The sequence below is a fragment of the Enterobacter sp. BNK-29 genome (genome assembly GCF_048684785.1).
Classification (GTDB): Bacteria; Pseudomonadota; Gammaproteobacteria; order Enterobacterales; family Enterobacteriaceae; genus Enterobacter; species Enterobacter cloacae_M.
Map to the genome: position 1 here is coordinate 1039865 of NZ_JBLQTU010000001.1, position 25033 is coordinate 1064897.

General features: G+C 57.4%; 28 protein-coding genes. 15 read left to right on the forward strand and 13 right to left on the reverse strand.

Annotated elements, in window-relative coordinates:
- Position 1 precedes the first annotated feature (1 nt).
- Together ACMGGX_RS04790 and ACMGGX_RS04795 are read right to left on the reverse strand one after the other, a co-directional pair.
- Positions 2 to 520, reverse strand: a complete 519-nt coding sequence (locus ACMGGX_RS04790) for a DUF6622 family protein (protein WP_368743515.1) — start codon at positions 518 to 520, stop codon at positions 2 to 4.
- A gap of 85 nt (positions 521 to 605) precedes the next feature.
- Positions 606 to 1787, reverse strand: a complete 1182-nt coding sequence (locus ACMGGX_RS04795; protein WP_205916324.1) for a PLP-dependent aminotransferase family protein — start codon at positions 1785 to 1787, stop codon at positions 606 to 608.
- Positions 1788 to 1937: 150 nt separating this feature from the next.
- On the opposite strand from ACMGGX_RS04795, the gene ACMGGX_RS04800 reads away from it, so the two are divergent.
- Positions 1938 to 2294, forward strand: coding sequence for a hypothetical protein (locus tag ACMGGX_RS04800; RefSeq protein WP_368743516.1), 357 nt, complete (start codon positions 1938 to 1940; stop codon positions 2292 to 2294).
- Here ACMGGX_RS04800 and ACMGGX_RS04805 read toward each other — a convergent pair.
- Positions 2287 to 3180: a LysR substrate-binding domain-containing protein gene (locus ACMGGX_RS04805; protein WP_368743517.1), complete on the reverse strand. Its 894-nt coding sequence runs from the start codon at positions 3178 to 3180 to the stop codon at positions 2287 to 2289. The genes ACMGGX_RS04800 and ACMGGX_RS04805 overlap by 8 nt on opposite strands.
- Positions 3181 to 3277: 97 nt before the next feature.
- Here ACMGGX_RS04805 and ACMGGX_RS04810 point away from each other — a divergent pair, with 97 nt between their 5' ends.
- Complete coding sequence (locus ACMGGX_RS04810; protein ID WP_023308908.1) at positions 3278 to 3880, forward strand: short chain dehydrogenase; 603 nt, start codon at positions 3278 to 3280, stop codon at positions 3878 to 3880.
- Here the strand turns inward: ACMGGX_RS04810 and ACMGGX_RS04815 are convergent.
- From ACMGGX_RS04815 to ACMGGX_RS04845, 7 genes are all read right to left on the reverse strand, one after another.
- Positions 3874 to 4608, reverse strand: a complete 735-nt coding sequence (locus ACMGGX_RS04815) for a class I SAM-dependent methyltransferase (RefSeq protein WP_420298106.1) — start codon at positions 4606 to 4608, stop codon at positions 3874 to 3876. The genes ACMGGX_RS04810 and ACMGGX_RS04815 overlap by 7 nt on opposite strands.
- Before the next feature lie 124 nt (positions 4609 to 4732).
- Positions 4733 to 6112 carry an amidohydrolase family protein gene (locus ACMGGX_RS04820; RefSeq protein ID WP_420298107.1) on the reverse strand — a complete coding sequence of 460 codons (1380 nt, stop codon included), beginning with the start codon at positions 6110 to 6112 and terminating at the stop codon, positions 4733 to 4735.
- 1 nt (position 6113) lies between these two features.
- Complete coding sequence (locus ACMGGX_RS04825; RefSeq protein WP_420298108.1) at positions 6114 to 7070, reverse strand: carbamate kinase family protein; 957 nt, start codon at positions 7068 to 7070, stop codon at positions 6114 to 6116.
- A 117-nt stretch (positions 7071 to 7187) separates the two neighbouring features.
- Entirely contained in the window at positions 7188 to 8732 is a 1545-nt protein-coding gene (locus ACMGGX_RS04830; RefSeq protein ID WP_420298109.1) for a xanthine permease, read from the reverse strand.
- 11 nt (positions 8733 to 8743) lie between these two features.
- Complete coding sequence (locus ACMGGX_RS04835) at positions 8744 to 10159, reverse strand: DUF1116 domain-containing protein (RefSeq protein ID WP_420298110.1); 1416 nt, start codon at positions 10157 to 10159, stop codon at positions 8744 to 8746.
- Positions 10159 to 11700: an acyl-CoA synthetase FdrA gene (gene fdrA / locus ACMGGX_RS04840; protein WP_420298111.1), complete on the reverse strand. Its 1542-nt coding sequence runs from the start codon at positions 11698 to 11700 to the stop codon at positions 10159 to 10161. Before fdrA ends, ACMGGX_RS04835 begins: the two co-directional genes overlap by 1 nt.
- Before the next feature lie 106 nt (positions 11701 to 11806).
- A complete protein-coding gene (locus ACMGGX_RS04845; protein WP_420298112.1) occupies positions 11807 to 12412 on the reverse strand; it encodes an ankyrin repeat domain-containing protein in 606 nt (201 codons plus the stop codon).
- A 320-nt stretch (positions 12413 to 12732) separates the two neighbouring features.
- On the opposite strand from ACMGGX_RS04845, the gene ACMGGX_RS04850 reads away from it, so the two are divergent.
- Positions 12733 to 13662: a LysR substrate-binding domain-containing protein gene (locus tag ACMGGX_RS04850; RefSeq protein ID WP_181593718.1), complete on the forward strand. Its 930-nt coding sequence runs from the start codon at positions 12733 to 12735 to the stop codon at positions 13660 to 13662.
- Here ACMGGX_RS04850 and ACMGGX_RS04855 read toward each other — a convergent pair.
- On the reverse strand, positions 13659 to 13817 hold the full coding sequence (locus tag ACMGGX_RS04855; RefSeq protein WP_023308917.1) for a YqaE/Pmp3 family membrane protein: 159 nt from the start codon (positions 13815 to 13817) through the stop codon (positions 13659 to 13661). The genes ACMGGX_RS04850 and ACMGGX_RS04855 overlap by 4 nt on opposite strands.
- Positions 13818 to 13996: 179 nt before the next feature.
- Here ACMGGX_RS04855 and ACMGGX_RS04860 point away from each other — a divergent pair, with 179 nt between their 5' ends.
- The 3 genes from ACMGGX_RS04860 (at position 13997) to ACMGGX_RS04870 (ending at position 15086) form a co-directional block, all read left to right on the forward strand.
- The gene (locus ACMGGX_RS04860) at positions 13997 to 14296 is read left to right on the forward strand and encodes an ArsR/SmtB family transcription factor (protein WP_063144167.1); all 300 of its coding nucleotides are present in this window, start codon (positions 13997 to 13999) and stop codon (positions 14294 to 14296) included.
- 9 nt (positions 14297 to 14305) lie between these two features.
- Complete coding sequence (locus ACMGGX_RS04865) at positions 14306 to 14827, forward strand: rhodanese family protein (RefSeq protein WP_059347771.1); 522 nt, start codon at positions 14306 to 14308, stop codon at positions 14825 to 14827.
- A 79-nt stretch (positions 14828 to 14906) separates the two neighbouring features.
- The gene (locus tag ACMGGX_RS04870) at positions 14907 to 15086 is read left to right on the forward strand and encodes a hypothetical protein (RefSeq protein WP_023308920.1); all 180 of its coding nucleotides are present in this window, start codon (positions 14907 to 14909) and stop codon (positions 15084 to 15086) included.
- A gap of 38 nt (positions 15087 to 15124) precedes the next feature.
- Here the strand turns inward: ACMGGX_RS04870 and stpA are convergent, their stop codons facing one another.
- The gene (gene stpA, locus ACMGGX_RS04875; protein WP_032660403.1) at positions 15125 to 15529 is read right to left on the reverse strand and encodes a DNA-binding protein StpA; all 405 of its coding nucleotides are present in this window, start codon (positions 15527 to 15529) and stop codon (positions 15125 to 15127) included.
- A gap of 496 nt (positions 15530 to 16025) precedes the next feature.
- Between stpA and alaE the strand changes: the two genes are divergently transcribed.
- Positions 16026 to 16475 carry an L-alanine exporter AlaE gene (gene alaE, locus ACMGGX_RS04880; protein ID WP_008502567.1) on the forward strand — a complete coding sequence of 150 codons (450 nt, stop codon included), beginning with the start codon at positions 16026 to 16028 and terminating at the stop codon, positions 16473 to 16475.
- Between the two features lie 32 nt (positions 16476 to 16507).
- Here the strand turns inward: alaE and ACMGGX_RS04885 are convergent, their stop codons facing one another.
- The gene (locus tag ACMGGX_RS04885; protein ID WP_023308923.1) at positions 16508 to 16852 is read right to left on the reverse strand and encodes a DUF2002 family protein; all 345 of its coding nucleotides are present in this window, start codon (positions 16850 to 16852) and stop codon (positions 16508 to 16510) included.
- 160 nt (positions 16853 to 17012) lie between these two features.
- Here ACMGGX_RS04885 and ACMGGX_RS04890 point away from each other — a divergent pair, with 160 nt between their 5' ends.
- The 8 genes from ACMGGX_RS04890 (at position 17013) to proX (ending at position 24917) form a co-directional block, all read left to right on the forward strand.
- Positions 17013 to 17339 carry a DUF883 domain-containing protein gene (locus ACMGGX_RS04890; protein WP_023308924.1) on the forward strand — a complete coding sequence of 109 codons (327 nt, stop codon included), beginning with the start codon at positions 17013 to 17015 and terminating at the stop codon, positions 17337 to 17339.
- Between the two features lie 243 nt (positions 17340 to 17582).
- A complete protein-coding gene (gene nrdH, locus ACMGGX_RS04895) occupies positions 17583 to 17822 on the forward strand; it encodes a glutaredoxin-like protein NrdH (RefSeq protein ID WP_023308925.1) in 240 nt (79 codons plus the stop codon).
- Positions 17819 to 18229, forward strand: a complete 411-nt coding sequence (nrdI, locus tag ACMGGX_RS04900) for a class Ib ribonucleoside-diphosphate reductase assembly flavoprotein NrdI (RefSeq protein ID WP_420298113.1) — start codon at positions 17819 to 17821, stop codon at positions 18227 to 18229. The genes nrdH and nrdI overlap by 4 nt, the downstream gene beginning before the upstream one ends.
- Entirely contained in the window at positions 18202 to 20346 is a 2145-nt protein-coding gene (gene nrdE, locus ACMGGX_RS04905; RefSeq protein ID WP_420298114.1) for a class 1b ribonucleoside-diphosphate reductase subunit alpha, read from the forward strand. The genes nrdI and nrdE overlap by 28 nt, the downstream gene beginning before the upstream one ends.
- Before the next feature lie 9 nt (positions 20347 to 20355).
- Positions 20356 to 21315, forward strand: a complete 960-nt coding sequence (gene nrdF, locus ACMGGX_RS04910; protein WP_420298115.1) for a class 1b ribonucleoside-diphosphate reductase subunit beta — start codon at positions 20356 to 20358, stop codon at positions 21313 to 21315.
- 331 nt (positions 21316 to 21646) lie between these two features.
- Positions 21647 to 22858 (forward strand): glycine betaine/L-proline ABC transporter ATP-binding protein ProV, encoded by a 1212-nt coding sequence (gene proV, locus ACMGGX_RS04915; protein ID WP_047743962.1) that lies wholly within the window; start codon positions 21647 to 21649, stop codon positions 22856 to 22858.
- Positions 22842 to 23912, forward strand: coding sequence for a glycine betaine/L-proline ABC transporter permease ProW (proW, locus tag ACMGGX_RS04920; protein WP_181593724.1), 1071 nt, complete (start codon positions 22842 to 22844; stop codon positions 23910 to 23912). The genes proV and proW overlap by 17 nt, the downstream gene beginning before the upstream one ends.
- 9 nt (positions 23913 to 23921) lie before the next feature.
- Positions 23922 to 24917 (forward strand): glycine betaine/L-proline ABC transporter substrate-binding protein ProX, encoded by a 996-nt coding sequence (gene proX, locus ACMGGX_RS04925; RefSeq protein WP_420298116.1) that lies wholly within the window; start codon positions 23922 to 23924, stop codon positions 24915 to 24917.
- Positions 24918 to 25033 lie beyond the last annotated feature (116 nt).

The following is a 25033-nucleotide window of genomic DNA, read 5'->3' on the forward strand; positions in this document are numbered from 1 at the left end:
CTTACTTCGCCGGGCGCGGTGCGGCGCTGTTATACACGCCAATATAACGCGCAAATTTCCCGAGAAACACGCCGGCAAACGCGCCGCCGGAGACAATCGCCAGCGCGCTCATGGCGGGCTGCTGCATCGTCTGGGGAGAGACCGCGCTCATCACGCCCAGCACATACTTGACGCCGAACGCCAGCATCATAAACGGCAGCGCGGTGTAGTCTGCCTGACGGTAAAGGCTGCGCGGCGCATCTGCGCGAGTGATAACCGCCTGCTTAATCAGGAAATACCCCAGCGCGGCTCCGGCGAGGATCCCCGCCGTCCACAATGCGACAGTTCCGGGCGTCAGCGTGCGGTAGACCACCAGATCGTAGATATCCCAGATTAGAAATATTGCCGGAATGATGGCAAGCCTCTCCAGCGTAACGGTGGCAGGCCTGCGGGCTTTAATGCCGCGAGAGATAAGGAAGATAAACAGCACCCACACCCAGGCAGGCGTGTGCGTAACGACACCGAACAGAAATTCAAACATGGAGATCTCCATGGACGATCGCGGCCCGTGCCGCCCTGAACGCGTATTGCGCATAACGGCAGGAAAGCCATTATGCGCAGGTCTTTTACAGCGATTTTTTCAGGCGTTGAACGGCTTCCTTCAGCTCTTCATCCGTTGGCGTGACAAACGACATACGCAGCGTTGAATGGTCTGGCTCATTGCAGTAGAAAAATTCGCCCGGCACAAATACTACGCCGTTACTTAACGTTTTTTCCAGCCAGCGAGTGGTATTACTACCATTTTTCATATTCGCCCACAGGAACATGCCGCCCTTAGGCTTGTGGAACGACATCACATCGCCCAGCTCGGCCTCCAGCTCGGTTGCGAACGTCTGGTATTTCTGGCGATAGGCTTCGCGGATCGTTTTAATCTGATCGGGCAGACGACCGGTTTTCAGGTATTCATACGTCATCAGCTGCGACAGCGTGCTGGTGTGCAGGTCGGTGGTTTGCTTAAGGTTTACTACTGCGCGCTTCAGCCATTCCGGCACCAGCACCCAGCCCACGCGGGTTCCTGGAGCAAGAATTTTGGAGAAGGTCGAGGTATACACCACGTTCTCTTCGTTGCCGATATCTTTGGCATGGGCAATTAACGGGCGGAAAACTTCATCGGTATAATTAATTTCGCTGTACGGATCGTCTTCAATAATGACGAAGTCATAGCGCTTCGATAATTCCACCAGCTGTTTGCGACGCGCCTCAGAAAGGGTTACCCCGCCAGGGTTGCCAAACGTCGGAACAATATAGACCGCTTTGATGGTTTTATTTGCCGCCAGCGCTTCAAGCTCATCCACCTTCATGCCGTCGCCGTCGGTGCCAACGGATTCAAAATTTGCCTGCGCCAGGCCGAAGACCTGCAGCGCAGCAAGATAGGTTGGACGCTCAACCACAACGGTATCGCCCGGGTTGATTAATGCACGCGCCAGCACGTCGAGGGATTGCTGCGAGCCGGAAGTAATAACAACATCATCGGCCTTACAGGCGATACCACGCCCCTCGCAGATGCGTTTAATTTCCTCGCGCAGTCCCGGTACGCCTTCCGTCAGGCCGTACTGGAACGCCTCGCCAAAATGCTGTGATAAGACGGCATCGGCAGCAATTTTAAGCCCTTCGTGATCGAACAGATCGGGATTAGGAATCCCACCGCCCAGCGAAATGACGCCTGCCATTTTGCTATGTTTTAATAATTCACGGATGGCAGATGATTGCAGGCCCTGCGCGCTGCTGGCGAGTTTACTCACGGACATTCTCTTGTTACCTTCTTTTTTTATGATATGACCACTCTTACTAGCACAAGTCCCTGGATTTGATAACTTCTTTTCATGCGCTTCGTAGGATCCTCGCTAAACTGCTCGGTGTGGGCTTCTCTGTCGGCAGATTCTCGTAAGGTATCAATAATGAAAATCATCGTAACGTTATCCTGTTTCCTGCTGAGCGGCTGTGTTGTCGGTAACATGGACTCTACCGACTATAAATATGTTCGTTATGCTCAAACCTTCCAGAAGCCGGGGCCGGGAGGCTACACCGGTAATGAGCAGCGCAAGAAAGATCTTTACTTCTGTGGCGTAGACAAAGACGCCAATCTTGATGACGGCAGCTATAACGGGGGCAGCAGCAGACCTGACCAAACACTTCAGGAAATCGTTGCCAGAAACGACAAAATATCGAATTGCATGAAGCAGAAGGGCTACACCGTCTACGGCTATGACGAGTGTGGCCCCCTCAAAGCACCAACAGGACGTTGCCCTAATTAACGCTGACATGCCCATTCTGCATGATGTGCGCAATAAACTGAGTGAGTTTAGGCAGCGGCCGCAAATCCTGGCGCCACAGTAAATGCACCGGCCTTGGCGCGGGCGTGAACGCCTCCAGCACGCGCACCAGCCTGCCGCTTGCCAGATCTTCCGCCACCAGCACCTCCGGTTGCAGCAATAGCCCCGCCCCGGCTCTCGCGGCCATTCGCAGCCCGTAGCCGTCGTTGCATCTTAAGACCGCGTCCCGCTTCCAGCGCACCTCGCCTTCGACGCCCGGCAGCCGCCACTCGTTGCGTGCGGTCCACACGCTGTGGGATAAGCAGAGATGATCCACCAGATCGGCAGGGGTTTGCGGCGTACCGTAGCGCGCAAGGTAGTCCGGCGCCGCGCAGATCACCATCCGGTAAGGGCAGAGGTATTTCGCCACCAGATCGTCGTTGTGAATGTCGCCAATGCGAATGGCCAGATCGATGCCCTCCTCCACCAGATCCACCATCCGGTTGGTGAGATCCAGCTCGATGCGCACCTCCGGGTAGCGTTGTAAAAAAGAGGCCGTAAGCGGCGCGATCGCGCTGCCGCCAAACGAGGTGGGTGCGGTCACGCGCAGGGTGCCGGACGGCGCGGCGCGCAGGCGTTCCACGGCGCTTTCGGCGATCGCGACCTGCTCCAGCACCCGCTTCGACTCGTCGAAATAGACCCGCCCGGCGTCGGTCAGGCTCTGGCGCCGCGTGTTACGCTCCAGCAGGCGGGTGCCGAGCTGTGATTCCAGCAGCGCAACGTATTTCCCCACCATTACCGCCGACATCTCCAGCCGAGCCGCCGCACCGGTAAAACTGCCGCTTTCAACCACGGCAATAAAGGTCTCCATGCTGCGAAGCTTATCCATATTCCAAACCTCTGGTTAGCAATCTTCTAACTTTAGCCCAGTTTATCTGCATTTTTATTTATTAAAGAATGAAGGCTCACAACATAAGGAGTCGGCTATGAAAATCGTCATTATTGGTGCCAGCGGTACGGTCGGTCGTGCGGTAACGGAAGAGCTGAGTCGTCGCCACGAGGTCATCCGCGTCGGCCGCACGCAGGGCGACGAGCAGGTGGATATCACCTCGCAGGCGAGCGTCCAGGCGCTGTTTGAGAAAATCGGCCCGGTGGACGCGATTGTCTCCGCCAGCGGGGGTCTTTACTTTGGCCCGCTCGCGACCATGAAGGACAGCGACTTCAACCAGGGCCTGCAGGACAAGCTGCTCGGGCAGGTGCGCCTGGCGCTGACCGGCCAGCATTATCTGAACGAAGGCGGCTCGATTACGCTGATAAGCGGCATCGTGGCGCACGAGCCAATTGCCCAGGGCGTGAATGCCACCACGGTGAATGCGGCGCTGGAAGGGTTTGTCCGCGCCGCAGCCTGCGAGCTGCCGCGCGGGATCCGCATCAACCTGATTAGCCCGACGGTACTCACCGAATCCGTCGAAACCTACGACGGCTTCTTCCCGGGCTTTGAGAGCGTTCCCGCCGCGACCGTGGCGCAGGCCTATCGCCGCAGCGTGGAAGGCGTGCAGAGCGGGCGGGTGTATAAGGTGGGTTACTGAGCCTTACGGGCTGCGATCAGCACCAGCATCGGGCGCTCCGCCTCTTCGGCCAGCGCGGGCCAGGCGTCAATCTGCGCCTGCGTTGGCCCCCACTCGTTGACGTCGCTTATCGTTAATCCGGCCCCGATCAGCGCGTTAAGCGTGGTGCCGAGCGTGCGGTGGTATTTCACCACCCCGTCCGCCAGCCAGTTGCTGACGCGTTTGCCTTCGTCCTGATAACGATTAACGCCCCAGAACCGCTCGCCGTTATCGTCGGTCAGCCAGCCCTGACGGGTGGCGCAGGTGTATATCGGGTGCTCCATCGAAAAGACCAGGCTGCCGCCGGGCTTGAGCGCGCGCTGAACCCTGGCGAATAGCGTATCCAGTTCCGGCAGGTAGTGCAGCGCCAGCGAGCTATAGACCAGATCGAGGCTGTTCTCGTTGAGCTTGAGAGATTCCAGATCGCTACGCTGATAGTGAATCTGTGGGTCAGCGGTAAGCTCCGCTGCGCGGGCGAGCATCTTTTCGGAGATATCAACGCCGGTCACTTCAGACGCGCCCAGCTCGCGCGCCGCGCGGCAGAACCAGCCGTAGCCGCAGCCGAGATCGACAACCAATTTGCCGGTTAAATCCGGCAGCATGGCCTTAAGCGCGGGCCACTCCGGCGCGCCGTCCAGCCCCTGAACCGAGCGCGGAAGCTGGGCATAGCCTTCGAAAAACGCCGGGTTGTCGTAGATGTTTTGTGCCATGGCAGATCCCTCTTTTAGAATGTGACTCCCAGTATAAAACATTGCCGGGTGGCGGCTTCGCCTTACCCGACCTACAAAACCGTGAACCGTAGGCCGGGTAAGCGCAGCGCCACCCGGCACCACATTAGCCCACCGAGCCCCAGACGAGGTTGCCCTTGTGGAACGTCGCGGTACGCGGTGAAATGCGCGCCACGGCCTCGGCGGAACAGGAGGCATCCACCAGCACAAAGCTGGCGTCGTCCTGCGCTTTCGGCCACACGCGCTCGCCCTTGTCGTTCAGCGGCAGCACGTCGCCGGTGGCGATACCTAATGCGCGGGAAAGGGTCTGCTCGTTCGGGCGGATGTAGAGCTGAGCGTAAAGATTCGCTTTCTCCAGCATGTCCCCCAGACCGTACGGCGACCAGTGGTCGATCGCGCTGTCGGTGCCGGTCATCACAAACACGCCTTTATCGCGCAGCTGCTTGAGCGGCATATGCAGCGTGCCAATCGGCACGGTGGAGGCGATGGTCACCTGCTGCGCCGCCATGCGGGTGGCGATCTCATCCACCTGCTGCTCGTTAAGCGTTGCCAGCGCGAAGGCGTGGCTGATGGTCAGCTTCCCCTTCAGCGCCGGCGTTTTCTCCACGGTTTCGACCATGTAATTCACCGCCGCCACGCCCGCCGGGCTGGTTTCGTGCAGGTGGATGTCCACACCTTTGTCGTAGTCCAGCGCAATCTGGAACATGGTGTCGAGGGATTTCTCCATCGCGCCGTCGACGTTGGTTGGGTCCAGCCCGCCCACGTAGTGCGCTCCGGCCTGCATCGCCTCGCGCATCAGCTTTTCGGAGTTTGACAGCAGCAGGCCGTGCTGCGGGAAAGCGACGATTTCGCAGTCAAAGCCGGGCTTACGGCGCGATAAAACCGCCTGCAGGTTTTCCAGATTCTTCAGGCCGGAGGTCGGCTCGATATTGCAGTGGCTGCGGGCGATGGTGGAGCCTTTCGACTGGATCAGATCGATCAGCTTTTCCGCACGCTCCTGTGTGTAGGGCTGTAGCTCCGGCAGCAGCTTCTGCTCAAGGCGGATCATGTCCTGAATCGTAGTGCCCGCCGGGCGGTTCAGGGAGCGCCACGGACCGCCGTAAAAGGTTTTATCCAGGTGAATGTGCATGTCGCGCATCGCCGGGAGCATCAGCTTGCCGCCCGCATCGTAGTGCGGCAGCGTGGCGTCGGCGTGGCGCTTGTTATCGCACAGGGCGACGATCTTCCCGTCGTTAATCTCCAGCGTTTTCAGCTCGGTGCGGGTGCTCGTCGCCACGCCGCCGTCGACGTTGAACCCGGCCTCCAGCAGCACGTTGTCCAGATAGTAATGTTTCGCGGTGATGCTCATCGGTTTGCCCGTCTCGCAGGTTGGCTTCGCGGAGTCAGCAGCATACGCGACGGATCCGGTGGCGCCAAACAGCGCGCAGGCGGTGACCATTTTGCCGCTCTGGCTAATAAATTCGCGGCGGCTTTTGTTTTCACTCATCTTATCTTCCTTCATTAACAATATGGGTACCGGTTTCCCCGCGCAGCGCCGCGGGCAGGCAGTCCGGCGAGGTGATAATCACGCGCCTGCCGCCGTGGTGTAAAAATTCCAGCGAGGCGACGATTTTGGGCAACATGCTGCCCGCCGGGAAGTGGCCCTCTTCCCTGTAGCGCGTCATCTGCGCCACGCTGACGGTGTCCAGCGCCTGCTGGTCTGGCTTGCCGAAGTTGATGCACACCTTCTCCACGCCGGTGGTGATCGCCAGCACGTCGGCACCGATCTCGCGTGCCAGCAGCGCGGTGGAGAGATCTTTATCAATCACCGCATCGACGCTCTGGTAGTCGCCCTGCTCGCTGCGAATCACGGGTATTCCGCCGCCGCCCGCGCCGATCACCACAAAGCCTTTTTGCGTCAGCGTTTTGATGGCGTCGGCCTCAACGATGCGCAGCGGCTGCGGTGAGGCCACCACGCGACGGTAGCCACGGCCTGAATCCTCGACAAAATGCCAGTCCGGGTGTGCCTGCTGCTGCTCGTCGCGCTGCGCCTCGGTGAAGAACATACCGATAGGTTTGGTAGGGTGAGTAAAGCCCGGATCGTTTTTATCCACCTCCACCTGCGTAACGACCGTGACCGCTTTTTGCTCCCCGCGCGCGGCCAGGCGATTGTTGAGCGCCTGCTGGATCAGGTAGCCAATCCCGCCCTGGGTGTCCGCCACGCAGTTTGCCAGCGGGGTTAGCGGCAGCCCTTCCCGCTCGTGGGCGATTTCGGCGCGGCGCAGATCCAGCCCCACCTGGGGGCCATTGCCGTGCGTGAGCACGATGTCATAGTCGGAGGCCAGCATTTCCAGCACCGACTCTGCTACCGCTTTCACCGCCTGCGCCTGATGTACAATCGACTGGCTGGCGTTGTCTTTGATAATGCTGTTGCCGCCGATGGCGACGACCATAAGCTCTTTCATTTTGTTTCCTTTCGAAGGTGCGTTCTGGTGCCTTCACCCCTGCCCTCTCCCACAGGGAGGGGGATTAACGTTCCCTCTCCCTGTGGGAGAGGGTTAGGGTGAGGGCATCAGGCATTATCAGGATTCAGAAACCGGTGCCGCCGCGCTCGCCGCTTCGCGGCTATCCAGCACATGCTTCACCACAAACATGCCGCCCATCATCAGATACGCGGTGACAAACATCAGCGAGCTGCCTTCGGCAAAGCCCACCACCGGGGCGTGGATCACCCCAAACAGCGCCAGCACCGCTCCACCCGCGGCCGCAACGGCTCCGCGCAGCGGCTTGTTGATGATGGCGAAGATGGCGATACAGCCCCACAGCATGCTGGCGAGCGGCGCGCCGTTGCCGAGATGCACCAGGCCTTCGTAATAAATTCCTTTGCTGTGCAGCACGTCGGTGCCGATCTTCGCCGCGCTGGTGCCCGCCGCCCCCATCACGCTGTTCATCATCGTCAGCGCCCAGTTGGCGACCCACGGGAACAGGCAGATGAAGATCACCGGCACCTCCACTTTGGGCGTTTCCCTCACCACCTGGTTGGCGGTGACGACGCCGATAAACACCAGAATCGGCACGATGGCGGTCATCGGAATGATGGCGAGCATAAATGCCCCCAGCCCGAACAGCGGCACGATGAACATGGTCACGCCGGAGGCCAGCGTGTAGCCGATGCTGGCCCCCATCGCTTTCCAGCCAGGGTGGCCGACGTAGACCGTCACCGGGAACGGGTTCCCCATCAGGCAGCCGAGCATCGACGCCAGACCGTTAGCCAGCATCACCTTACGCGTCGGGTATGCATCCCCCGCCGCGTGGGCGCTTTCGATGTTCTCCAGGTCAAAGATGTAGTTCGCCAGCCCCAGCGGCACGGCAGAGGCCAGATACGGCAGCGCGTGCGGCAGGCCCTGCATGAAGCTGTCCACGTGCACTTCCGGCGGATTAAAGCCGAAGGATGACATAGACGCTTTAATCGCTTCCGGGCTTTGCAGGCCGGAGATCCACGCCAGTGCGGTACCAGCTATCAGCAGCAGCAGGCCGGTCGGGATACGGGCGAAAATCGGCTTTTTGCCAAACCAGTTGATGAAGATCAGCAGCAGCACGATAAACGACACGGTCGGCGCTTCAAACGCCTGCAGCATCGGGTTCATCGCCAGCAGCAGCAGGCCCAAACCGGAGAGGCACGACAGCAGCACGGTACGCGGGATCATCTTGCGGATGGTTTCCCCTAAAAACGAACCGCCCGCGAGGATCATCGCCTCCACGAAGCACCACACCAGGCCAATCTGGATCGCGAACTCCGCATCGCCCGTTTGCTGATAAACCGGCATCAACACCAGGAAGGTCACGGTAAAAATTGACGGCGCGCTCGGGCCGGACGGCAGCGCGGTCACATCCGTACGCCCGGTGGCGCGCGCCATCTGCATGCCGAACCAGGCGTAGCAAATACTCGCCACCAGCACCGCCAGCCCGAAGGCCGGCGCGATGCGTCCATAAACAATCTCCTTCGGGATGCCGACGACAAAAATGAGCAGCCCCATCATGGTCAGCAAATTAGTCAGGTTGTTGGTCATCAACCCGAAATACGCTGCCCAGTCACCTCTTTTCCACTCCAGTTTCATGTTTTTCATGGATGCTTGCCTTATAAAAAGTAGCGATCGCGGAAGGTCAACAGCGCCTTTTCAAAACAGCTAAACGGCGGGTGAACGATGCCCGCCCCAATCATGCCGATCCCCGCATCTTTATGGGCAATGGCGGTGTTAATCACCGGCAGAATGCCGCTGCCCGCAACTTTGGTGATGTCGATGGCGGTTGGGATGCCCATAAACGAGAGCAGCGGAATGGTGACGTTCGGGTTTTCGCCAAGGGTGATTTCGCGCATCTGGCGCGAGAAGTCGATGGCTTCATCCACCGTGCCGCCCACCAGCGCAACAATCGCCGGGGCCGTCGCCATCGCAAAGCCGCCGATGCCGTAGGTTTCGGTGATGGCGCTGTCGCCGATGTCCAGCCCGGAGTCTTCCGGCTTATAGCCCGCGAACATCGGGCCGATTACCTGCTGCGCCGGGCCGGTGAACCACTGCCCCGGCAGGCCGGAAACGCGCAGGCCAAACTCGTAGCCGTTACGCGCCATGGTGGTGACGACGGTGCTGTAATCAATGCCGTGCGCGGCGTCCAGCGCGGCCTTACACATCGCCATCCACGTCGGGCCGGAGAAGTAGTCGCTGCTGGCGACAAACTCGAACACCTCGCGCTGCTGCGCCACCGGATAGCCCGCCTGAATCAGCCCCGGCGTCAGCGCCTGGATCAGCAGCGTGGTGCCCGCGTTGTTGCGGTTGTGGCACTCGTCGCCCATGTGCAGCGCCTGAGCCAGCATCAGGCGCAGGTCGATTTCGCCGACGATCTTCATCGCGTCGCGCAGCATCGGGCCGAGCACGTCGCGCATCCAGTTCAGACGGTCGATCACGCTCTGGTCGTTAGCGCCCATGCGCAGGATCTTCGTCATCTGCTCGCTGAGGTTGGTGAACGCGCGGTTGCCGTAGGTTTTGTTTTCAACGATGTGCATAAACATCGACGCGGAGGTGACGCCCGCCATCGAGCCCACGCAGTCGTGCTCGTGGCACGGCGAGAAGGTGATATCGCCTGAAGCCGCCAGCCTTGCCGCGTCGTCCAGATCTTTCGCCAGCCCTTCAAACACCAGCGCCCCGGTGACCGCGCCCTTCATCGCCCCGCACATATTTTCCCAGGCGACAGGCGGACCGGCGTGCAGAATGGTGGTGCGGGTCATGCCCGGCACAACGTTAATGGCCTGGTCATAGCCCACCAGCACCGGATGGGACTGAATAATGCGCTCAAGGGCGATGCGGTTGGCGGCGGCGATTTTCTCCGCCAGCGGTTTTTCCGCCAGCTGGTCGAGCGCTTCAACGACCTGCATATTGCCCTGCCCCGGCGGCGTCCAGTCGAGCTGGGTCACGGGAACGTGCTGTTTTTTAAGATCGTCGCTGAACATCGCAATGCCGACGTTAATCACGTTCAGCGGCTGGTTGAATAAGGTCGTCATTATGCTTTCTCCCCTTTGCAGACAAATTCGCGTGCCAGTAATCCGGTGTTGGTACTGCTGCTGGCCCAGATGACGCCTGCGTCGGTCAACTGCTGGCACTGCTGCGCCAGCGACTGCGGATCCTGGTCGGTACCGAGCACGTAGCCGAGGATCTCAAGCGGACGGTTATCGGCCTTCGCGATCGCCTGCGCCTCTTTGATAGCGTCGATCATCACGCCGACCGGATCCTCGTGCGCGCCGAAGCCCAGCACGAAGTCCATCACGATGACGCCCACCTCCGGATCGCGCGCCTCCTGCAACAGGCGGCTGATGCGGTTGGTCGGGTCGATCATCGGGTGCGGCTTGCCGTTGGTGAAGTCATCGTCGCCAAAGTCGAGGAAGGTGTGGGCTTTACTGACGCTGATGTCGCTCAGGCGCTTAGCCGGATCCGGCTGGATGTTGCTGTAGACGTCGTCGAATTTCTCCAGCGCCGCGAACATCGCCTCGTCGCACAGGGTGCCGCCGCAGAACAGGCCGCGAATGTACTTCTGCTGCGGCGTCAGGCGAGCGCGCACCTCTTCAATCAACGGCCAGTTGAGCGGATGCAGATCGAGGGACTCTTTTTTGATGCCGGTGAGCAGGACCGCCTTCAGGGCCGCCTCTTTGGTGCCGCGCGCAAACTGCAGGCCGTCTTCATCGGCGGGCGGTTCGCTGCGGCCGAGGAAGCAGACAACCACCGGCTTGCGGCAGGCGCGCGCGCGGGCCAGCACTTTCTCCGCCACCGCAGGGGCCGGCGGCTTGGAGATCAGCGCAATCACCTGGGTCGCGTCGTCCGCTTCCAGCATGTCGATGGCGTCGAGCATCATCAGGCCGCCGATTTTCTCGCTGAGATCGCGCCCGCCGGTGCCAATCAGCTGCGACACACCGCCGCCGAATTCGTGAATGCGCACGCTCAGCTCCTGGCTGCCGGTGCCGGATGCGCCGACGATGCCAATCGGTCCGCGGCGCACCGCGTTGGCAAAGCACAGTCCCGCGCCGTTGATAATGGCGGTGCCGCAGTCCGGCCCCATCATCAGCAGACCTTTCTTATGCGCCAGCTGCTTCAGCGCCAGCTCGTCGTCGAGCGAGACGTTATCGGAAAACAGCATCACGTTGAGATCGTTTTCCAGCGCCTGGCGCGCTTCGCGGGCAGCGAAGGTGCCGTTGACGGAAATCACCGCGAGGTTGCTCTCCGGGCGATGAGTTTTGGCGCTGGCAATCGTGGCGTAGCGCGCTTCATGGGTGCCGCCGCTCTCTTTACGCGTGAACAGCGCTTCGATGGCCGCCAGGGTTTCATCATTCGCCGCGTCGCCTTTAATTACGATCATCAGGTCGCCGTTTTTGGCTTCCGCTAATTCCGGCGTTAATAGCCCGAGGTTTTTTAATACGCCTTTGTTCATTTCCGTCGCCATCGCGACAAACGCCTGCTCGACGCCCGGTAATTTATTGGCTTTGGTGGAAACGGACATTAATGAGACGGAGTCAAAATATGTGTTCTTTTTTATGACGATTTTTGTGGGCATTATTTTCTCCTGAAAGCGGATAAAAGGGGGCCGCCGTCGTGTAAAATGCACGTCGGTAAAAATGCGTTTTAATTAGCGGCCAGCAGGAAAAGGCTGGCCGAATGCGTTATGCGCCCGCCGCCAGCAGCAGGTCAGCTATTGCATCGAAGCCTTTTTCCCGCGCCAGCTCGAGCGGGGTTTTACCGTATTTATCGGTCATGTGCGGGTTCGCGCCGTGATCCAACAGCAGCTTCACGATCTCCTGCTGCTTAGCGCCGCCGTCGTTAAGCACGATCGCTTCCAGCAGCGGCGTCCAGCCGACAAAGTTGGTGTGGTTGACGTTGATATCCGTTTTCTCCAGCAGCTCGCGCACGATCTCCACGTGCCCTTTTTCGCTGGCTGGGGTAATGCCCACGCCGCCAAAGCGCGTCAGGCGGTCGAGATCCGGATTTGCCGGAAGGACAAGGCGCAGCAGGGTGATATCGTTGGTCAGGCAGCTAATGAGGAAGGGGTTAAAGCAGGTCTGATCCTGTTTATCAATATCCGCCCCGGCGGCAATTAATAACGCCACGCAGTCATAATGCTTTTTCAGGCTGGCATTAATAACGGCGGTTCTTTTCTGTCGATTGGTGGCGTTAATATCCACGCCTTTCTCCAGACAGGCTTTTAGCGCATCGCTATTGCCCTCTTCTGCCGCCAGCAGAAATTCAGTAACGAGTTCGTTCGCAGACATATTCAGACTCCCGATGTTTTTATTTCTGTTGACCTGAGAATAGCAACAGCCTGGTGATAAAAGAATCCGCTTAAAAATGATTCATCGACAGTCAATTCATTGTTGAGGTAAATTCAACAAACCGGTCAAAACGTGCGTCTGTGCAACCTTTTTCTTATGTTTCTCCACTTTTCAGCGCTTCTGGCTGCATTATGCTTATGCCTCAAGAAGCCTTACTGCGTGCGGCTTTCGACAAAGAGTCAGAACTGTGATCGGCTTCAAATGCGTTGTAACGACGCTGTTAAAATATGTTCAAAACTGATGGCTGAAGGGAGTGAGATATGAATTCCATCTTTACTGAGGAAAACCTGCTGGCCTTTACTACCGCCGCACGCTTCGGCAGCTTCAGCAAAGCCGCCGCCGAACTGGGCGTGACGACCTCTGCCATCAGTTACACCATTAAGCGCATGGAGACCGGGCTGGACGTAGTGCTGTTTGTCCGCAGCACGCGCAGCATCGAGCTGACCGAGTCCGGTTTTTACTTTTACCGTAAGGCCACCGACCTGCTTAACGACTTTCACGCCATCAAGCGCGGGATTGACACCATTTCTCAGGGCATTGAGGCGCGGGTGCGCATCTGTATCAACCAGCTTTTGTATACCCCACGCCACACGGCGCGGCTGCTGCAGGTGCTGAAAAAGCAGTTTCCCACCTGTCAGATCACCGTGACCACCGAGGTCTACAACGGCGTCTGGGACTCCATTATCAACAACCAGGCCAACATCGCGATTGGCGCGCCGGACACGCTGCTGGACGGTGGCGGGATTGATTACACCGAGATCGGCGCCATTCGCTGGGTGTTTTCCATCGCGCCGGAACACCCGCTGGCGTTCACCCCGGAGCCAATAGCGGAAAGCCAGCTGCGCCTGTATCCCAACATCATGGTGGAAGATACCGCGCACACCATTAACAAAAAGGTCGGCTGGCTGCTGCACGGGCAGGAGGCGATTCTGGTGCCGGACTTTAACACCAAATGTCAGTGTCAGATCCTGGGCGAAGGGATTGGCTTTTTGCCGGAATACATGGCCCGCGAGGCGGTAGAAGCAGGGCTGCTGGTCACCCGACGGATTAATAACCCGCGTCAGGATTCGCGCATGCTGCTCGCCACGCAGCATGCCGCAACCGGCCAGGTCACGCGGTGGATCAAGCAGCAGTTTGGTCCAGCGGGGGTACTGACCGATATCTATAGCGATTTACTGTGGCGCGCCTAACTTTTGCTCTGTACCCAAAACGCGTGAATGAGGCCGGGGAAGTAGCCCAGCAGCGTCAGAAGAATGTTGATAATAAACGCCCAGCCAAACCCTTTACCCAACAGCACGCCCAGCGGCGGTATGAGGATCGTAAAAACAATACGCCAAAATCCCATATAAACACTCCGTTCAATCTAATCCATTGAAAACAATAAAGAGAACGCTGTAAGCATAGTCAGTTTATTCGTCTGTACCAGTTCCGGGTCGCGCGTTTACCCTCTTTTACGCTTTTGACGCTGGTTTAATGCATCGGATTAGTTTAGCATTTACTTAATTAAGTAAATGCTAAACTATTATGACCGAACTCGAACAGCTTCAGGCCAGCGCCGGGCAGGCCGCCACACTTTTAAAAGCGATGAGCAACCCGCGTCGGCTACTGATCCTCTGCACCCTGTGCGGAGCGCCCGGCACCAGCGCGGGGGAGCTTGCGCGAGCCACGGGGCTCAGTCCTTCCGCCACGTCGCAGCATCTGGCGCGCATGCGTGAGGAAGGGCTTATCGACAGCACTCGCGACGCGCAGCGCATTCTCTATTTCATTAAAAACGATGCGGTACATCAGCTTATCAGCACCCTGAAAACCCTTTATTGCCCGTAAGGAGTCGCCATGTCACTTCCTCTTCTTTCACCGCGCCAGGCTAATGCCCGCGTCGCTGAAGGCGCAAAACTGATTGATATACGTGATGCCGATGAGTACGCCCGCGAGCATATTCCCGCCGCTCGGTCCGTCCCGCTGGATACCTTACCCGGCGCACTTAACGCGCAGGCGGGCGATACGGTGATTTTTCACTGCCAGTCCGGCGCCCGGACCTCGGGGAATGCCGACCGCCTTGCTCAGGCCGCCGCGCCCGCAGAGGCATTTGTGGTCGAAGGGGGCATTCAGGGCTGGAAACAGGCCGGACTGCCGACCGTCGAAGACAAATCCCAGCCGCTGCCGCTGATGCGTCAGGTGCAAATTGCCGCCGGGCTGTTGATACTCTGCGGCGTGGTGCTGGGCTATAGCGTCTCCAGCGGCTTTTTCCTGCTCAGCGGTTTTGTCGGAGCCGGGCTGCTGTTCGCCGGTGTGACGGGCTTTTGCGGCATGGCGCGACTGCTCAAGGTGATGCCCTGGAACCGGCGTACCTCATAAGCAGTAATCGGTGAAATACGCTGTACCCGGCGTCATGCGTGGGCTAAGGTGAAGATCGCTAAAACGATGAGGAGGTAATATGTTTTCTGTCGGTGATTATGTGCAACCGCGTAAAGGCGGCCCGAAACTGAAGGTGCTCGAAGTGAACGGTGACAGCATTGTGGCGGTTCAGGCCAGCAATGAGCAAGGCGAGAAATATACGCTGAAAGCCGCCGATGTAGCGCCTTATACCGAAGAAGGCGATTTCGGCGTCTGCTGAACAGTCAGCCGGGCGGCGTATTCCGCCCGGCTCATTCGTTAGATCAGAAAATCATCCAGTGATTTACCGTCTGCCAGCGCGCTGGCGATAGGCTTCGGCGTGCGGCCCTGGCCGGTCCACGTTTTCTCTTCGCCGTTCTGGTCAATAAAGCGATATTTTGCTTCACGCGGCTTACGCTTTTTCGCTGGCTTACCCGTCTGCGCCAGTTCAGAACCCAGCAGGTCAGTCGGTGAAATACCATCAGCTTTCATCAGCTCCAGCAGGGCATTAATTTTTTCCTGCTGCTCAGCACGCTGCTGCTCTAATTCCGTCAGCTCGCTGCGTTTCTCTTCAGTAACGACCCTGACCTTTTCCAGCATTTCCTCAAGAACGTCCAGGGATAATTCACGCGCCATCGCGCGCAGGGTTCGGATATTATTAAGATTCTGTAACGTCAAAGACATATTATTTGAAAACCTTTTCTTTGGGGGGTAAATAGATAAATCGCCGACAGAATAATTCATTTGAGTTGAAATATCTACCCAAGGGTCCGTACGGGCATCAGTGTAAATATATTTAGAAGTCACTGTTAATAATAGCGCAAGGTGCTGACAGGACACCGATGAATCCAATCACTTCATTAATATAAATGGCCAACTTTAATCCAAATTACAGCATACTGCGCCGCGTCAGGTGGAGGATTCCTGACTTTCGCCACCAACAAAATCAACTCATTGATTTTAATGAAAAAACCATCAAACAAGACAGATTATAACGATCGGAACAAAAAACGAACAACTTTAGAGAATTTTGTGGACAAAAGGCGATTAAATAAAAATTAATCACTAGTTGTTAGTTCAAACTCAGAGATATACGCTATACATGTCAAACAAACCAACCTAAAGCACTAACCGCTGAAGGAAAATCGTTTCTTTTGTGTTCTTCTCAAGGAGTTCAGACATGTTCTCGCCGCAATCTCGCCTGCGCCACGCGGTGGCGGATACTTTCGCGATGGTTGTTTACTGTTCCGTCGTGAACATGCTGATCGAAATATTCCTCTCCGGAATGTCCTTCGAGCAGTCGCTTTCTTCTCGTCTGGTGGCGATCCCGGTCAATATTATTATTGCATGGCCTTACGGTTTATACCGCGATGCGGTAATGCGCTTCGCGCGTCGTATCAGCCCCGCAGGCTGGGTGAAAAACCTGGCGGACGTTCTGGCGTATGTGACGTTCCAGTCGCCGGTTTACGTGGCCATTCTCCTGACTGTCGGTGCAGACTGGCACCAGATCGCTGCGGCGGTCAGTTCGAATATTGTGATTTCGATGTTGATGGGAGCCGTTTACGGCTATTTCCTCGACTACTGCCGCCGCCTGTTTAAGGTCAGCCAGTACAGCCAGGCAAAAGCGTGATGTGAAGCGACTGGCGCACGCCAGTCGCGGATTTACTGTACGTCGCCAAACAGTCCCTTCAAAAATCGCTCCAGCGCCATACGCGAACTGAAACCGTGCGGAATACCATAATGCTCATGCCGTTCACCGCCTAAATAGAGCGGAAATTGCTGATAATGATCGCAGGTTTTAATATCCGAGGCAGGCTCAGCAAATGACAGACTTCTGTCTTTCAGCGTCGGGTGAATAATGAGAGCGGTACGTCCCATTCTTGCTTCGCGATTAACATAAACATAATTCTCGCCGCGGCGATATCCATACGCTTTTGGCGTCACCTCATCCATGGTGAATCCCTCTTTTTCAAGAACGCGTGCCACCTCGTCAGGTCGTAAATACATATCTTTTCCTCGTTATCTTTTCCTGCCCGGCAACCTTACAGTATTCAGCAATAGCAGGGCTTTCAGAATAGTCCATAAACTGCCGGATAACGCGTGATGCGCTTCAGATATTAAATTTCTGAACTAAACTGAACGGGAACACAAAATTACGGAGGATCGTATGTTTAACAGACCGAACCGAAACGATATTAATGACGACGCTCAGGATATTCGTAATGATGTCAGCCAATTAGCGGACACGCTGGAAGAGGTGCTGAAGTCCTGGGGAAGTGACGCGAAGGACGAAGCGGATGCCGCAAAGCGTAAGGCTCAGTCTCTGCTCCGTGAAACTCGCGCCCGTATGAACGGACGTTCACGCGCCACGCAGGCTGCCTGCGATATGGCAAGCTGTGCTACGACCTTCGTGCGTGAAAAACCGCTATGTACTTTGGGAACCGTCGCGGCGGTCGGCATCTTCGTCGGTGCCCTGCTCAGCCTGCGTAAATAACCCCGCGTATTCTGCCCCGGTAGCCTCAGGCGCCGGGGCTTTTTTATGCCCGTAAGCCTGAAAAACCCGTACAGCCTGCCCTGCCCCGCTGTGCTCATCACAGGGGCGATATTAATCTAAATTTCCCATATCTTGTATGGTTGAAACTTAAGACAACTACATCTAGTATTCCTTTTAGCAAGATAAACACAACCCGACGCGAAGATTCGCGCCGCACCCTCATTTTAAATGGAAATACGAATCATGAGCATTATTATTTACACTCGTAACGATTGTGTTCAGTGCCACGCGACCAAACGGGCAATGGAAAGCCGCGGCGTGGCGTTTGAAATGGTGAATGTTGACCAGGTCCCCGAGGCCGCAGATACCCTGCGCAAACAGGGTTTTCGTCAGCTTCCGGTGGTGGTCGCCGGGGAGACAAGCTGGTCCGGCTTCCGCCCGGACATGATTAACCGCCTGAGCGCTCAGGCCACGCGTGCATGAGCGGGCTGATCTACTTCTCCAGCAGCTCGGAAAACACGCTCCGCTTTATTGAGCGCGTCGGGCTGCCTGCGGTGCGCATTCCGCTGAACGAGCGGGAGCGGATCCGGGTAGATGAACCGTACATTCTGGTGGTGCCCAGCTATGGCGGCGGCGGTACGGCAGGAGCCGTGCCTCGCCAGGTGATCCGCTTTCTGAACGATCCTCACAACCGCGGGCTGATTCGCGGCGTGATCGCGGCGGGGAATCGCAATTTCGGCGATGCCTTCGGCCGCGCCGGGGATGTCATTTCTCAAAAATGCGGCGTGCCGTATCTCTATCGTTTTGAGCTGATGGGGACACAGCAGGACGTCGAAAACGTGCGTAAAGGAGTGAACGAATTTTGGCAACGACAACCGCAGAACGGGTGATTCAGGCGACACCGGATTACCATGCATTAAACGCCATGCTTAACCTCTACGATCGGGAGGGGCGCATTCAGTTCGAGAAAGATCGTGAGGCGGTGGACGCCTTTTTTGCCGCCCACGTGCGGCCCAACAGCGTGACGTTTGCGAGCCAGAATGAACGTCTCGACTACCTGGTTAACGAGGGCTACTACGACGCGCGCACGCTCACCCGCTACGATCGCGCCTTTGTGGTGAAGCTGTTTGAACGCGCCCACGCCAGCGGCTTTCGCTTCCAGACCTTCCTCGGCGCGTGGAAGTACTACACCAGCTACACGCTGAAGACCTTTGACGGCAAGCGCTACTTAGAGAGCTTTGAAGATCGCGTGGTGATGGTGGCGCTGACGCTGGCGCAGGGTGATGAAGCGCTGGCGGAGCAGCTTACCGTGGAGATCCTCTCCGGGCGCTTCCAGCCCGCCACGCCGACCTTCCTCAACTGCGGCAAAGCCCAGCGCGGCGAGCTGGTCTCCTGTTTCCTGCTGCGTATCGAAGACAATATGGAGTCGATTGGCCGCGCGGTGAACTCGGCGCTGCAGCTTTCCAAACGCGGCGGCGGCGTGGCGTTTCTGCTCTCGAACCTGCGTGAAGCGGGCGCGCCGATCAAGCGCATCGAAAACCAGTCCTCCGGCGTGATCCCGGTGATGAAGATGCTGGAAGATGCCTTCTCCTATGCCAACCAGCTTGGCGCACGCCAGGGCGCGGGGGCGGTTTACCTGCACGCGCACCACCCGGACATCCTGCGCTTTCTCGATACCAAACGCGAAAACGCCGACGAAAAAATCCGCATCAAAACCCTGTCGCTCGGCGTGGTGATCCCGGATATCACCTTTAAGCTGGCTAAGGATAATGCCGAGATGGCGCTCTTCTCGCCGTACGATATTGAGCGTATTTACGGCAAAGCGTTTGGCGACGTGGCCATCAGCGAACTTTATGACGAACTGGTGGCCGACGATCGCATTCGCAAAAAAACCATCAACGCCCGCGATTTCTTCCAGCGGCTTGCGGAGATCCAGTTTGAGTCCGGCTATCCGTATATCATGTTTGAGGATACGGTGAACCGCGCGAACCCGATTGCCGGGCGCATCAACATGAGCAACCTGTGCTCGGAGATTTTGCAGGTCAACAGCGCGTCTACCTACGACGAGAACCTGGACTACGCGGACATCGGCAAGGATATCTCCTGCAACCTCGGGTCGCTGAATATTGCCCACACCATGGATTCCCCCGACTTTGGCCGCACGGTGGAGACCGCCATTCGCGGGCTGACGGCGGTGTCGGACATGAGCCACATCCGCAGCGTGCCGTCTATTGAAGCGGGCAACGCCGCGTCGCACGCCATCGGTCTGGGGCAGATGAACCTGCACGGCTATCTGGCACGGGAAGGCATCGCCTACGGCGGTCTGGAAGGGCTGGATTTCACCAACCTCTATTTCTACACCATTACCTGGCACGCGCTGCACACCTCGATGATGCTGGCGCGCGAGCGCAGCCAGCGGTTCGCGGGCTTTGAGCACTCCCGCTACGCCAGCGGGGAATATTTCAGCCAGTACCTCGAAGGCGAGTGGCAGCCGAAAACCGAAAAAGTGCGCGAACTGTTTGCCCGCGCGGGGATTACCCTGCCGACGCGCGAAATGTGGCAGCAGCTGCGTGACGACGTGATGCGCTACGGCATTTATAACCAGAACCTGCAGGCCATCCCGCCGACCGGATCGATTTCCTACATCAACCACGCCACGTCGAGCATTCACCCGATCGTCTCGAAAATTGAAATTCGTAAGGAAGGCAAAACCGGGCGCGTTTACTACCCTGCCCCGTTTATGACCAATGAGAACCTGGCGCTGTATCAGGACGCGTATGAGATCGGTCCGGAAAAAATCATCGATACCTACGCCGAGGCGACAAAACATGTGGATCAGGGGCTGTCGCTGACGCTGTTCTTCCCGGACACCGCCACGACGCGGGATATCAACAGAGCGCAAATCTACGCCTGGAAGAAAGGCATCAAAACGCTCTACTACATTCGCCTGCGCCAGCTTGCGCTGGAAGGCACCGAAATCGAAGGCTGCGTGTCCTGCGCGCTGTAAGGAGAAAGGATGAAACTGTCACGCGTGAGTGCCGTTAACTGGAACAAAATCCAGGACGATAAAGACCTGGAGGTATGGAACCGCCTGACCAGCAACTTCTGGCTGCCGGAAAAGGTTCCGCTCTCCAACGATATTCCGGCCTGGCAAACGCTCGGCCACGCCGAACAGCAGCTGACGATCCGCGTCTTTACTGGCCTGACGCTGCTGGACACCATTCAAAACACCGTCGGTGCACCGGCTCTGATGAGCGACGCGCTGACGCCGCACGAAGAGGCGGTAATGTCGAATATCAGCTTTATGGAGGCGGTGCATGCCCGCTCCTACAGCTCGATTTTCTCGACCCTGTGCCAGACCAAAGACGTGGACGCCGCCTATACCTGGAGCGAAGAGAGCGAGTCACTACAGAGAAAGGCAGAGCTGGTTCTGGAATATTACCGCGCCGACGAGCCGCTGAAGAAGAAGATCGCCAGCGTGTTCCTGGAATCTTTCCTCTTCTATTCCGGCTTCTGGCTGCCCATGTACTGGTCGAGCCGGGGCAAGCTCACCAACACCGCCGATTTGATTCGGCTCATCATTCGCGATGAAGCGGTGCACGGGTATTACATTGGCTATAAGTATCAGAAAGGGCTGGAGAAAGTCAGCGAGGCGAAGCGCGAGGAGCTTAAAGGCTTTGCGCTCGATTTGCTGATGGATCTGTACGACAACGAGCTGAGCTATACGGAGGAACTCTACGCCGGCACAGGCTGGGAGGACGACGTGAAGGCCTTCCTCTGCTACAACGCCAACAAGGCGCTGATGAACCTGGGCTACGACGCGCTGTTCCCGCCGGAGATGGCGGAGGTGAACCCGGCGATTCTGGCCGCGCTGTCGCCTAATGCCGACGAAAACCACGATTTCTTCTCGGGATCGGGCTCATCGTATGTGATGGGCAAAGCGGTGGAAACCGAGGATGAAGACTGGGATTTTTGATGAACGCTAACGTTCGTTAATTTAATATAAACCCAACAATTCCCTCTCTAATATTTACAAAACAACCACACTGTAATTTCCACGTAATATTCGCCTGAATCATTCCGGTTCAGGCGAAATTTCCCGATGCAGCAGCAAAAAATTGAGAAAAATTCAAACCGCCCTCAGCCCTTTATTCATGGGAAATTCAGCCGTTTCGCTTACGTCAAAATTCTGCCCTTCGCCCGACTCAGGGTTGTCTCAGATTCTCAGTATGTTAGGGTTATGCCCGTTAACAATTTACCATGGTAATCATATCGGCATAAACAAATAACAGGACACTCTCTATTGCATGGCAATTAAATTAGAAGTGAAAAATCTTTATAAAGTATTTGGCGAGCACCCGCAGCGCGCATTCAAATATATTGAGAAAGGCCTTACGAAAGAGCAAATTCTGGAAAAAACCGGGCTATCGCTTGGCGTTAAAGACGCCAGTCTGGCCATTGAAGAAGGCGAGATTTTTGTCATCATGGGATTATCCGGTTCGGGTAAATCCACTATGGTTCGCCTTCTCAATCGCCTGATTGAACCCACCCGCGGACAGGTACTGATTGACGGCGTGGATATCGCCAGAATATCAGACGCAGAGCTTCGCGAGGTGCGCAGAAAGAAGATCGCAATGGTGTTCCAGTCATTCGCGCTGATGCCGCACATGACGGTGCTGGATAATACCGCTTTCGGCATGGAATTAGCCGGCACGCCGGCTCAGGAACGTCAGGAAAAAGCCCTTGATGCGCTGCGTCAGGTCGGGCTGGAAAATTATGCGCATGCGTACCCGGATGAACTTTCCGGCGGTATGCGTCAACGCGTGGGATTAGCCCGTGCATTAGCCATTAATCCAGACATATTATTAATGGATGAAGCCTTCTCCGCCCTCGATCCGTTAATTCGCACCGAGATGCAGGACGAGCTGGTAAAATTACAGGCTAAACATCAGCGAACTATTGTCTTTATTTCCCACGATCTGGATGAAGCCATGCGTATTGGCGACCGCATTGCCATTATGCAAAACGGTGAAGTGGTGCAGGTCGGCACGCCGGATGAAATTCTCAATAATCCGGCAAACGATTATGTCCGCACCTTCTTCCGCGGCGTGGATATTAGCCAGGTCTTTAGCGCCAAAGATATTGCCCGTCGAACGCCAAACGGCATTATCCGTAAAACGCCAGGCTTCGGCCCGCGCTCGGCGCTTAAGCTGCTGCAGGACGAAGACCGTGAATATGGTTATCTGGTTGAACGCGGTAATAAATTTGTTGGCATTGTCTCCATCGACTCCCTGAAAACGGCTCTCGCTGAGAACCAGGGAATCGATGCGGCGTTAATTGACGCTCCGCTTGCCGTGGACGCCGAAACGCCGCTCAGCGAGTTGCTTTCTCACGTGGGCCAGGCGCCGTGCGCCGTGCCGGTCGTGGGTGAGGAACAACAGTACGTCGGCATCATCTCAAAACGGATGCTGCTGCAGGCTTTAGATCGCGAGGGGGCAAACAATGACCGATCAATCTAACCCGTGGGGCGCCACTGAGGCAGCGGACAGCGCTGCGCAATCCACCGACGCGTGGGGTTCCACGCCCGCTCCTGCCGATGGCGGCGGCGCGGCAGACTGGCTGAACAGCGCACCCGCGCCTGCGCCAGAACATTTCAACATCATGGATCCGTTCCATAAAACGCTGATCCCGCTGGACAGCTGGGTCACAGAGGGGATCGACTGGGTGGTCACGCACTTCCGTCCGGTCTTCCAGGGGATCCGCGTCCCGGTGGATTACATCCTGAACGGCTTCCAGCAGCTGATGCTGGGCATGCCGGCACCGGTGGCGATTATCCTGTTCTCCCTGATTGCCTGGCAGTTCGGTAGCGCGGGGATGGGGATCGCCACGCTGATCTCGCTGATTGCCATTGGCGCAATTGGCGCGTGGTCGCAGGCAATGATCACCCTGGCGCTGGTGCTGACCGCCCTGCTCTTTTGCATTGTCATCGGCCTGCCGATGGGGATCTGGCTGGCGCGCAGCCCGCGAGCGGCGAAGATTATTCGTCCGCTGCTGGATGCGATGCAGACCACCCCGGCGTTCGTCTATCTGGTACCTATCGTGATGCTGTTCGGCATCGGCAACGTGCCGGGCGTGGTGGTGACCATTATCTTCGCCCTGCCGCCGATTATTCGTCTGACCATTCTGGGGATTAACCAGGTGCCTGCGGACCTGATCGAAGCGTCACGCTCGTTCGGCGCCAGCCCGCGCCAGATGCTGTTTAAGGTTCAGCTCCCGCTGGCGATGCCGACCATCATGGCGGGCGTTAACCAGACGCTGATGCTGGCCCTGTCGATGGTGGTGATCGCCTCGATGATCGCCGTTGGCGGTCTGGGCCAGATGGTGCTGCGCGGCATTGGCCGTCTCGATATGGGGCTGGCCACCGTCGGCGGCGTCGGCATTGTGATCCTCGCCATCATCCTTGACCGCCTGACTCAGGCCGTCGGTCGTGATTCACGCAGTCGCGGCAACCGTCGCTGGTATACCACCGGCCCTGTCGGGTTACTCACCCGCCCTTTCACGAAATCAAAATAAGGAACAACGATGCGACATAACGTACTTTTTGCCACAGCGTTTGCCACCCTTGTCTCCACCAGCGCGTTTGCGGTTGACCTGCCTGGCAAAGGCATTACCGTACAGCCGGTGCAGAGCACCATTTCGGAAGAGAGCTTCCAGACCCTGATCGTCAGCCGCGCGCTGGAGAAGCTGGGCTACACGGTTAACACGCCGAGCGAAGTGGACTACAACGTAGGCTACACGTCGATTGCCTCCGGTGACGCAACCTTTACCGCGGTGAACTGGCAGCCGCTGCACGACGACATGTATGCCGCCGCCGGTGGCGACAAGAAATTCTATCGCGAAGGCACCTTCGTGACGGGTGCGGCGCAGGGGTATCTGATCGACAAGAAAACCGCAGATAAGTACCACATCACCAACATTGAACAGCTGAAAGATCCGAAGATCGCCAAACTGTTCGACACCAACGGTGACGGCAAGGCCGACATGATGGGCTGTTCGCCGGGCTGGGGCTGTGAAGCGGTGATTAACCACCAGAACAAAGCTTTCGATCTGGCGAAAACGGTCGACGTGAGCCACGGCAACTATTCAGCGATGATGGCCGACACCATTGCCCGCTTCAAAGAGCGTAAACCGGTGATCTACTACACCTGGACGCCGTACTGGGTGAGCGACGTGCTGAAGCCGGGCAAAGACGTGGTGTGGCTGCAGGTGCCGTTCTCCTCCCTTCCGGGCAAGCAGAAGGATATCGACACCAAGCTGCCGAACGGCATGAACTACGGCTTCCCGGTGAACACCATGCATATCGTGGCCAACAAAGCCTGGGCGGAGAAAAACCCGGCGGCGGCGAAGCTGTTCTCGGTAATGAAGCTGCCGCTGGCGGACATCAATGCCCAGAACGCGATGATGCATGCGGGCAAATCGTCTGAAGCGGATGTGAAAGGCCACGTCGACGGCTGGATCAAGGCCCACCAGCAGCAGTTTGACGGCTGGGTGAAAGAGGCGCTTGAAGCGCAGAAGTAAAACATTTTCCCTCACCCCGGCCCTCTGTTAGCGTTCCCTCTCCCTGTGGGAGAGGGTTAGGGTGAGGGCACCAGACCTCACCATTCACCTAAACCGCACAATACATCACCCAACAA

Excerpts from the sequence above, each read along its gene's own strand:
- ACMGGX_RS04885 (WP_023308923.1), bottom strand. The coding sequence starts at position 16,852 with ATGTATTTACGACCTGACGAGGTGGCACGCGTTCTTGAAAAAGAGGGA.
- ACMGGX_RS04870 (WP_023308920.1), top strand. The coding sequence starts at position 14,907 with ATGTTTTCTGTCGGTGATTATGTGCAACCGCGTAAAGGCGGCCCGAAA.
- ACMGGX_RS04795 (WP_205916324.1), bottom strand. The coding sequence starts at position 1,787 with ATGTCCGTGAGTAAACTCGCCAGCAGCGCGCAGGGCCTGCAATCATCT.
- ACMGGX_RS04825 (WP_420298108.1), bottom strand. The coding sequence starts at position 7,070 with ATGAAAGAGCTTATGGTCGTCGCCATCGGCGGCAACAGCATTATCAAA.
- proW (WP_181593724.1), top strand. The coding sequence starts at position 22,842 with ATGACCGATCAATCTAACCCGTGGGGCGCCACTGAGGCAGCGGACAGC.
- ACMGGX_RS04800 (WP_368743516.1), top strand. The coding sequence starts at position 1,938 with ATGAAAATCATCGTAACGTTATCCTGTTTCCTGCTGAGCGGCTGTGTT.
- ACMGGX_RS04855 (WP_023308917.1), bottom strand. The coding sequence starts at position 13,817 with ATGGGATTTTGGCGTATTGTTTTTACGATCCTCATACCGCCGCTGGGC.
- ACMGGX_RS04820 (WP_420298107.1), bottom strand. The coding sequence starts at position 6,112 with ATGAGTGAAAACAAAAGCCGCCGCGAATTTATTAGCCAGAGCGGCAAA.
- nrdF (WP_420298115.1), top strand. The coding sequence starts at position 20,356 with ATGAAACTGTCACGCGTGAGTGCCGTTAACTGGAACAAAATCCAGGAC.
- ACMGGX_RS04850 (WP_181593718.1), top strand. The coding sequence starts at position 12,733 with ATGAATTCCATCTTTACTGAGGAAAACCTGCTGGCCTTTACTACCGCC.
- ACMGGX_RS04830 (WP_420298109.1), bottom strand. The coding sequence starts at position 8,732 with ATGAAAAACATGAAACTGGAGTGGAAAAGAGGTGACTGGGCAGCGTAT.
- stpA (WP_032660403.1), bottom strand. The coding sequence starts at position 15,529 with ATGTCTTTGACGTTACAGAATCTTAATAATATCCGAACCCTGCGCGCG.
- proV (WP_047743962.1), top strand. The coding sequence starts at position 21,647 with ATGGCAATTAAATTAGAAGTGAAAAATCTTTATAAAGTATTTGGCGAG.
- ACMGGX_RS04810 (WP_023308908.1), top strand. The coding sequence starts at position 3,278 with ATGAAAATCGTCATTATTGGTGCCAGCGGTACGGTCGGTCGTGCGGTA.
- ACMGGX_RS04845 (WP_420298112.1), bottom strand. The coding sequence starts at position 12,412 with ATGTCTGCGAACGAACTCGTTACTGAATTTCTGCTGGCGGCAGAAGAG.
- ACMGGX_RS04890 (WP_023308924.1), top strand. The coding sequence starts at position 17,013 with ATGTTTAACAGACCGAACCGAAACGATATTAATGACGACGCTCAGGAT.
- ACMGGX_RS04790 (WP_368743515.1), bottom strand. The coding sequence starts at position 520 with ATGTTTGAATTTCTGTTCGGTGTCGTTACGCACACGCCTGCCTGGGTG.
- ACMGGX_RS04805 (WP_368743517.1), bottom strand. The coding sequence starts at position 3,180 with ATGGATAAGCTTCGCAGCATGGAGACCTTTATTGCCGTGGTTGAAAGC.
- proX (WP_420298116.1), top strand. The coding sequence starts at position 23,922 with ATGCGACATAACGTACTTTTTGCCACAGCGTTTGCCACCCTTGTCTCC.
- ACMGGX_RS04815 (WP_420298106.1), bottom strand. The coding sequence starts at position 4,608 with ATGGCACAAAACATCTACGACAACCCGGCGTTTTTCGAAGGCTATGCC.
- fdrA (WP_420298111.1), bottom strand. The coding sequence starts at position 11,700 with ATGCCCACAAAAATCGTCATAAAAAAGAACACATATTTTGACTCCGTC.
- nrdI (WP_420298113.1), top strand. The coding sequence starts at position 17,819 with ATGAGCGGGCTGATCTACTTCTCCAGCAGCTCGGAAAACACGCTCCGC.
- ACMGGX_RS04835 (WP_420298110.1), bottom strand. The coding sequence starts at position 10,159 with ATGACGACCTTATTCAACCAGCCGCTGAACGTGATTAACGTCGGCATT.
- ACMGGX_RS04865 (WP_059347771.1), top strand. The coding sequence starts at position 14,306 with ATGTCACTTCCTCTTCTTTCACCGCGCCAGGCTAATGCCCGCGTCGCT.
- nrdH (WP_023308925.1), top strand. The coding sequence starts at position 17,583 with ATGAGCATTATTATTTACACTCGTAACGATTGTGTTCAGTGCCACGCG.
- alaE (WP_008502567.1), top strand. The coding sequence starts at position 16,026 with ATGTTCTCGCCGCAATCTCGCCTGCGCCACGCGGTGGCGGATACTTTC.
- ACMGGX_RS04860 (WP_063144167.1), top strand. The coding sequence starts at position 13,997 with ATGACCGAACTCGAACAGCTTCAGGCCAGCGCCGGGCAGGCCGCCACA.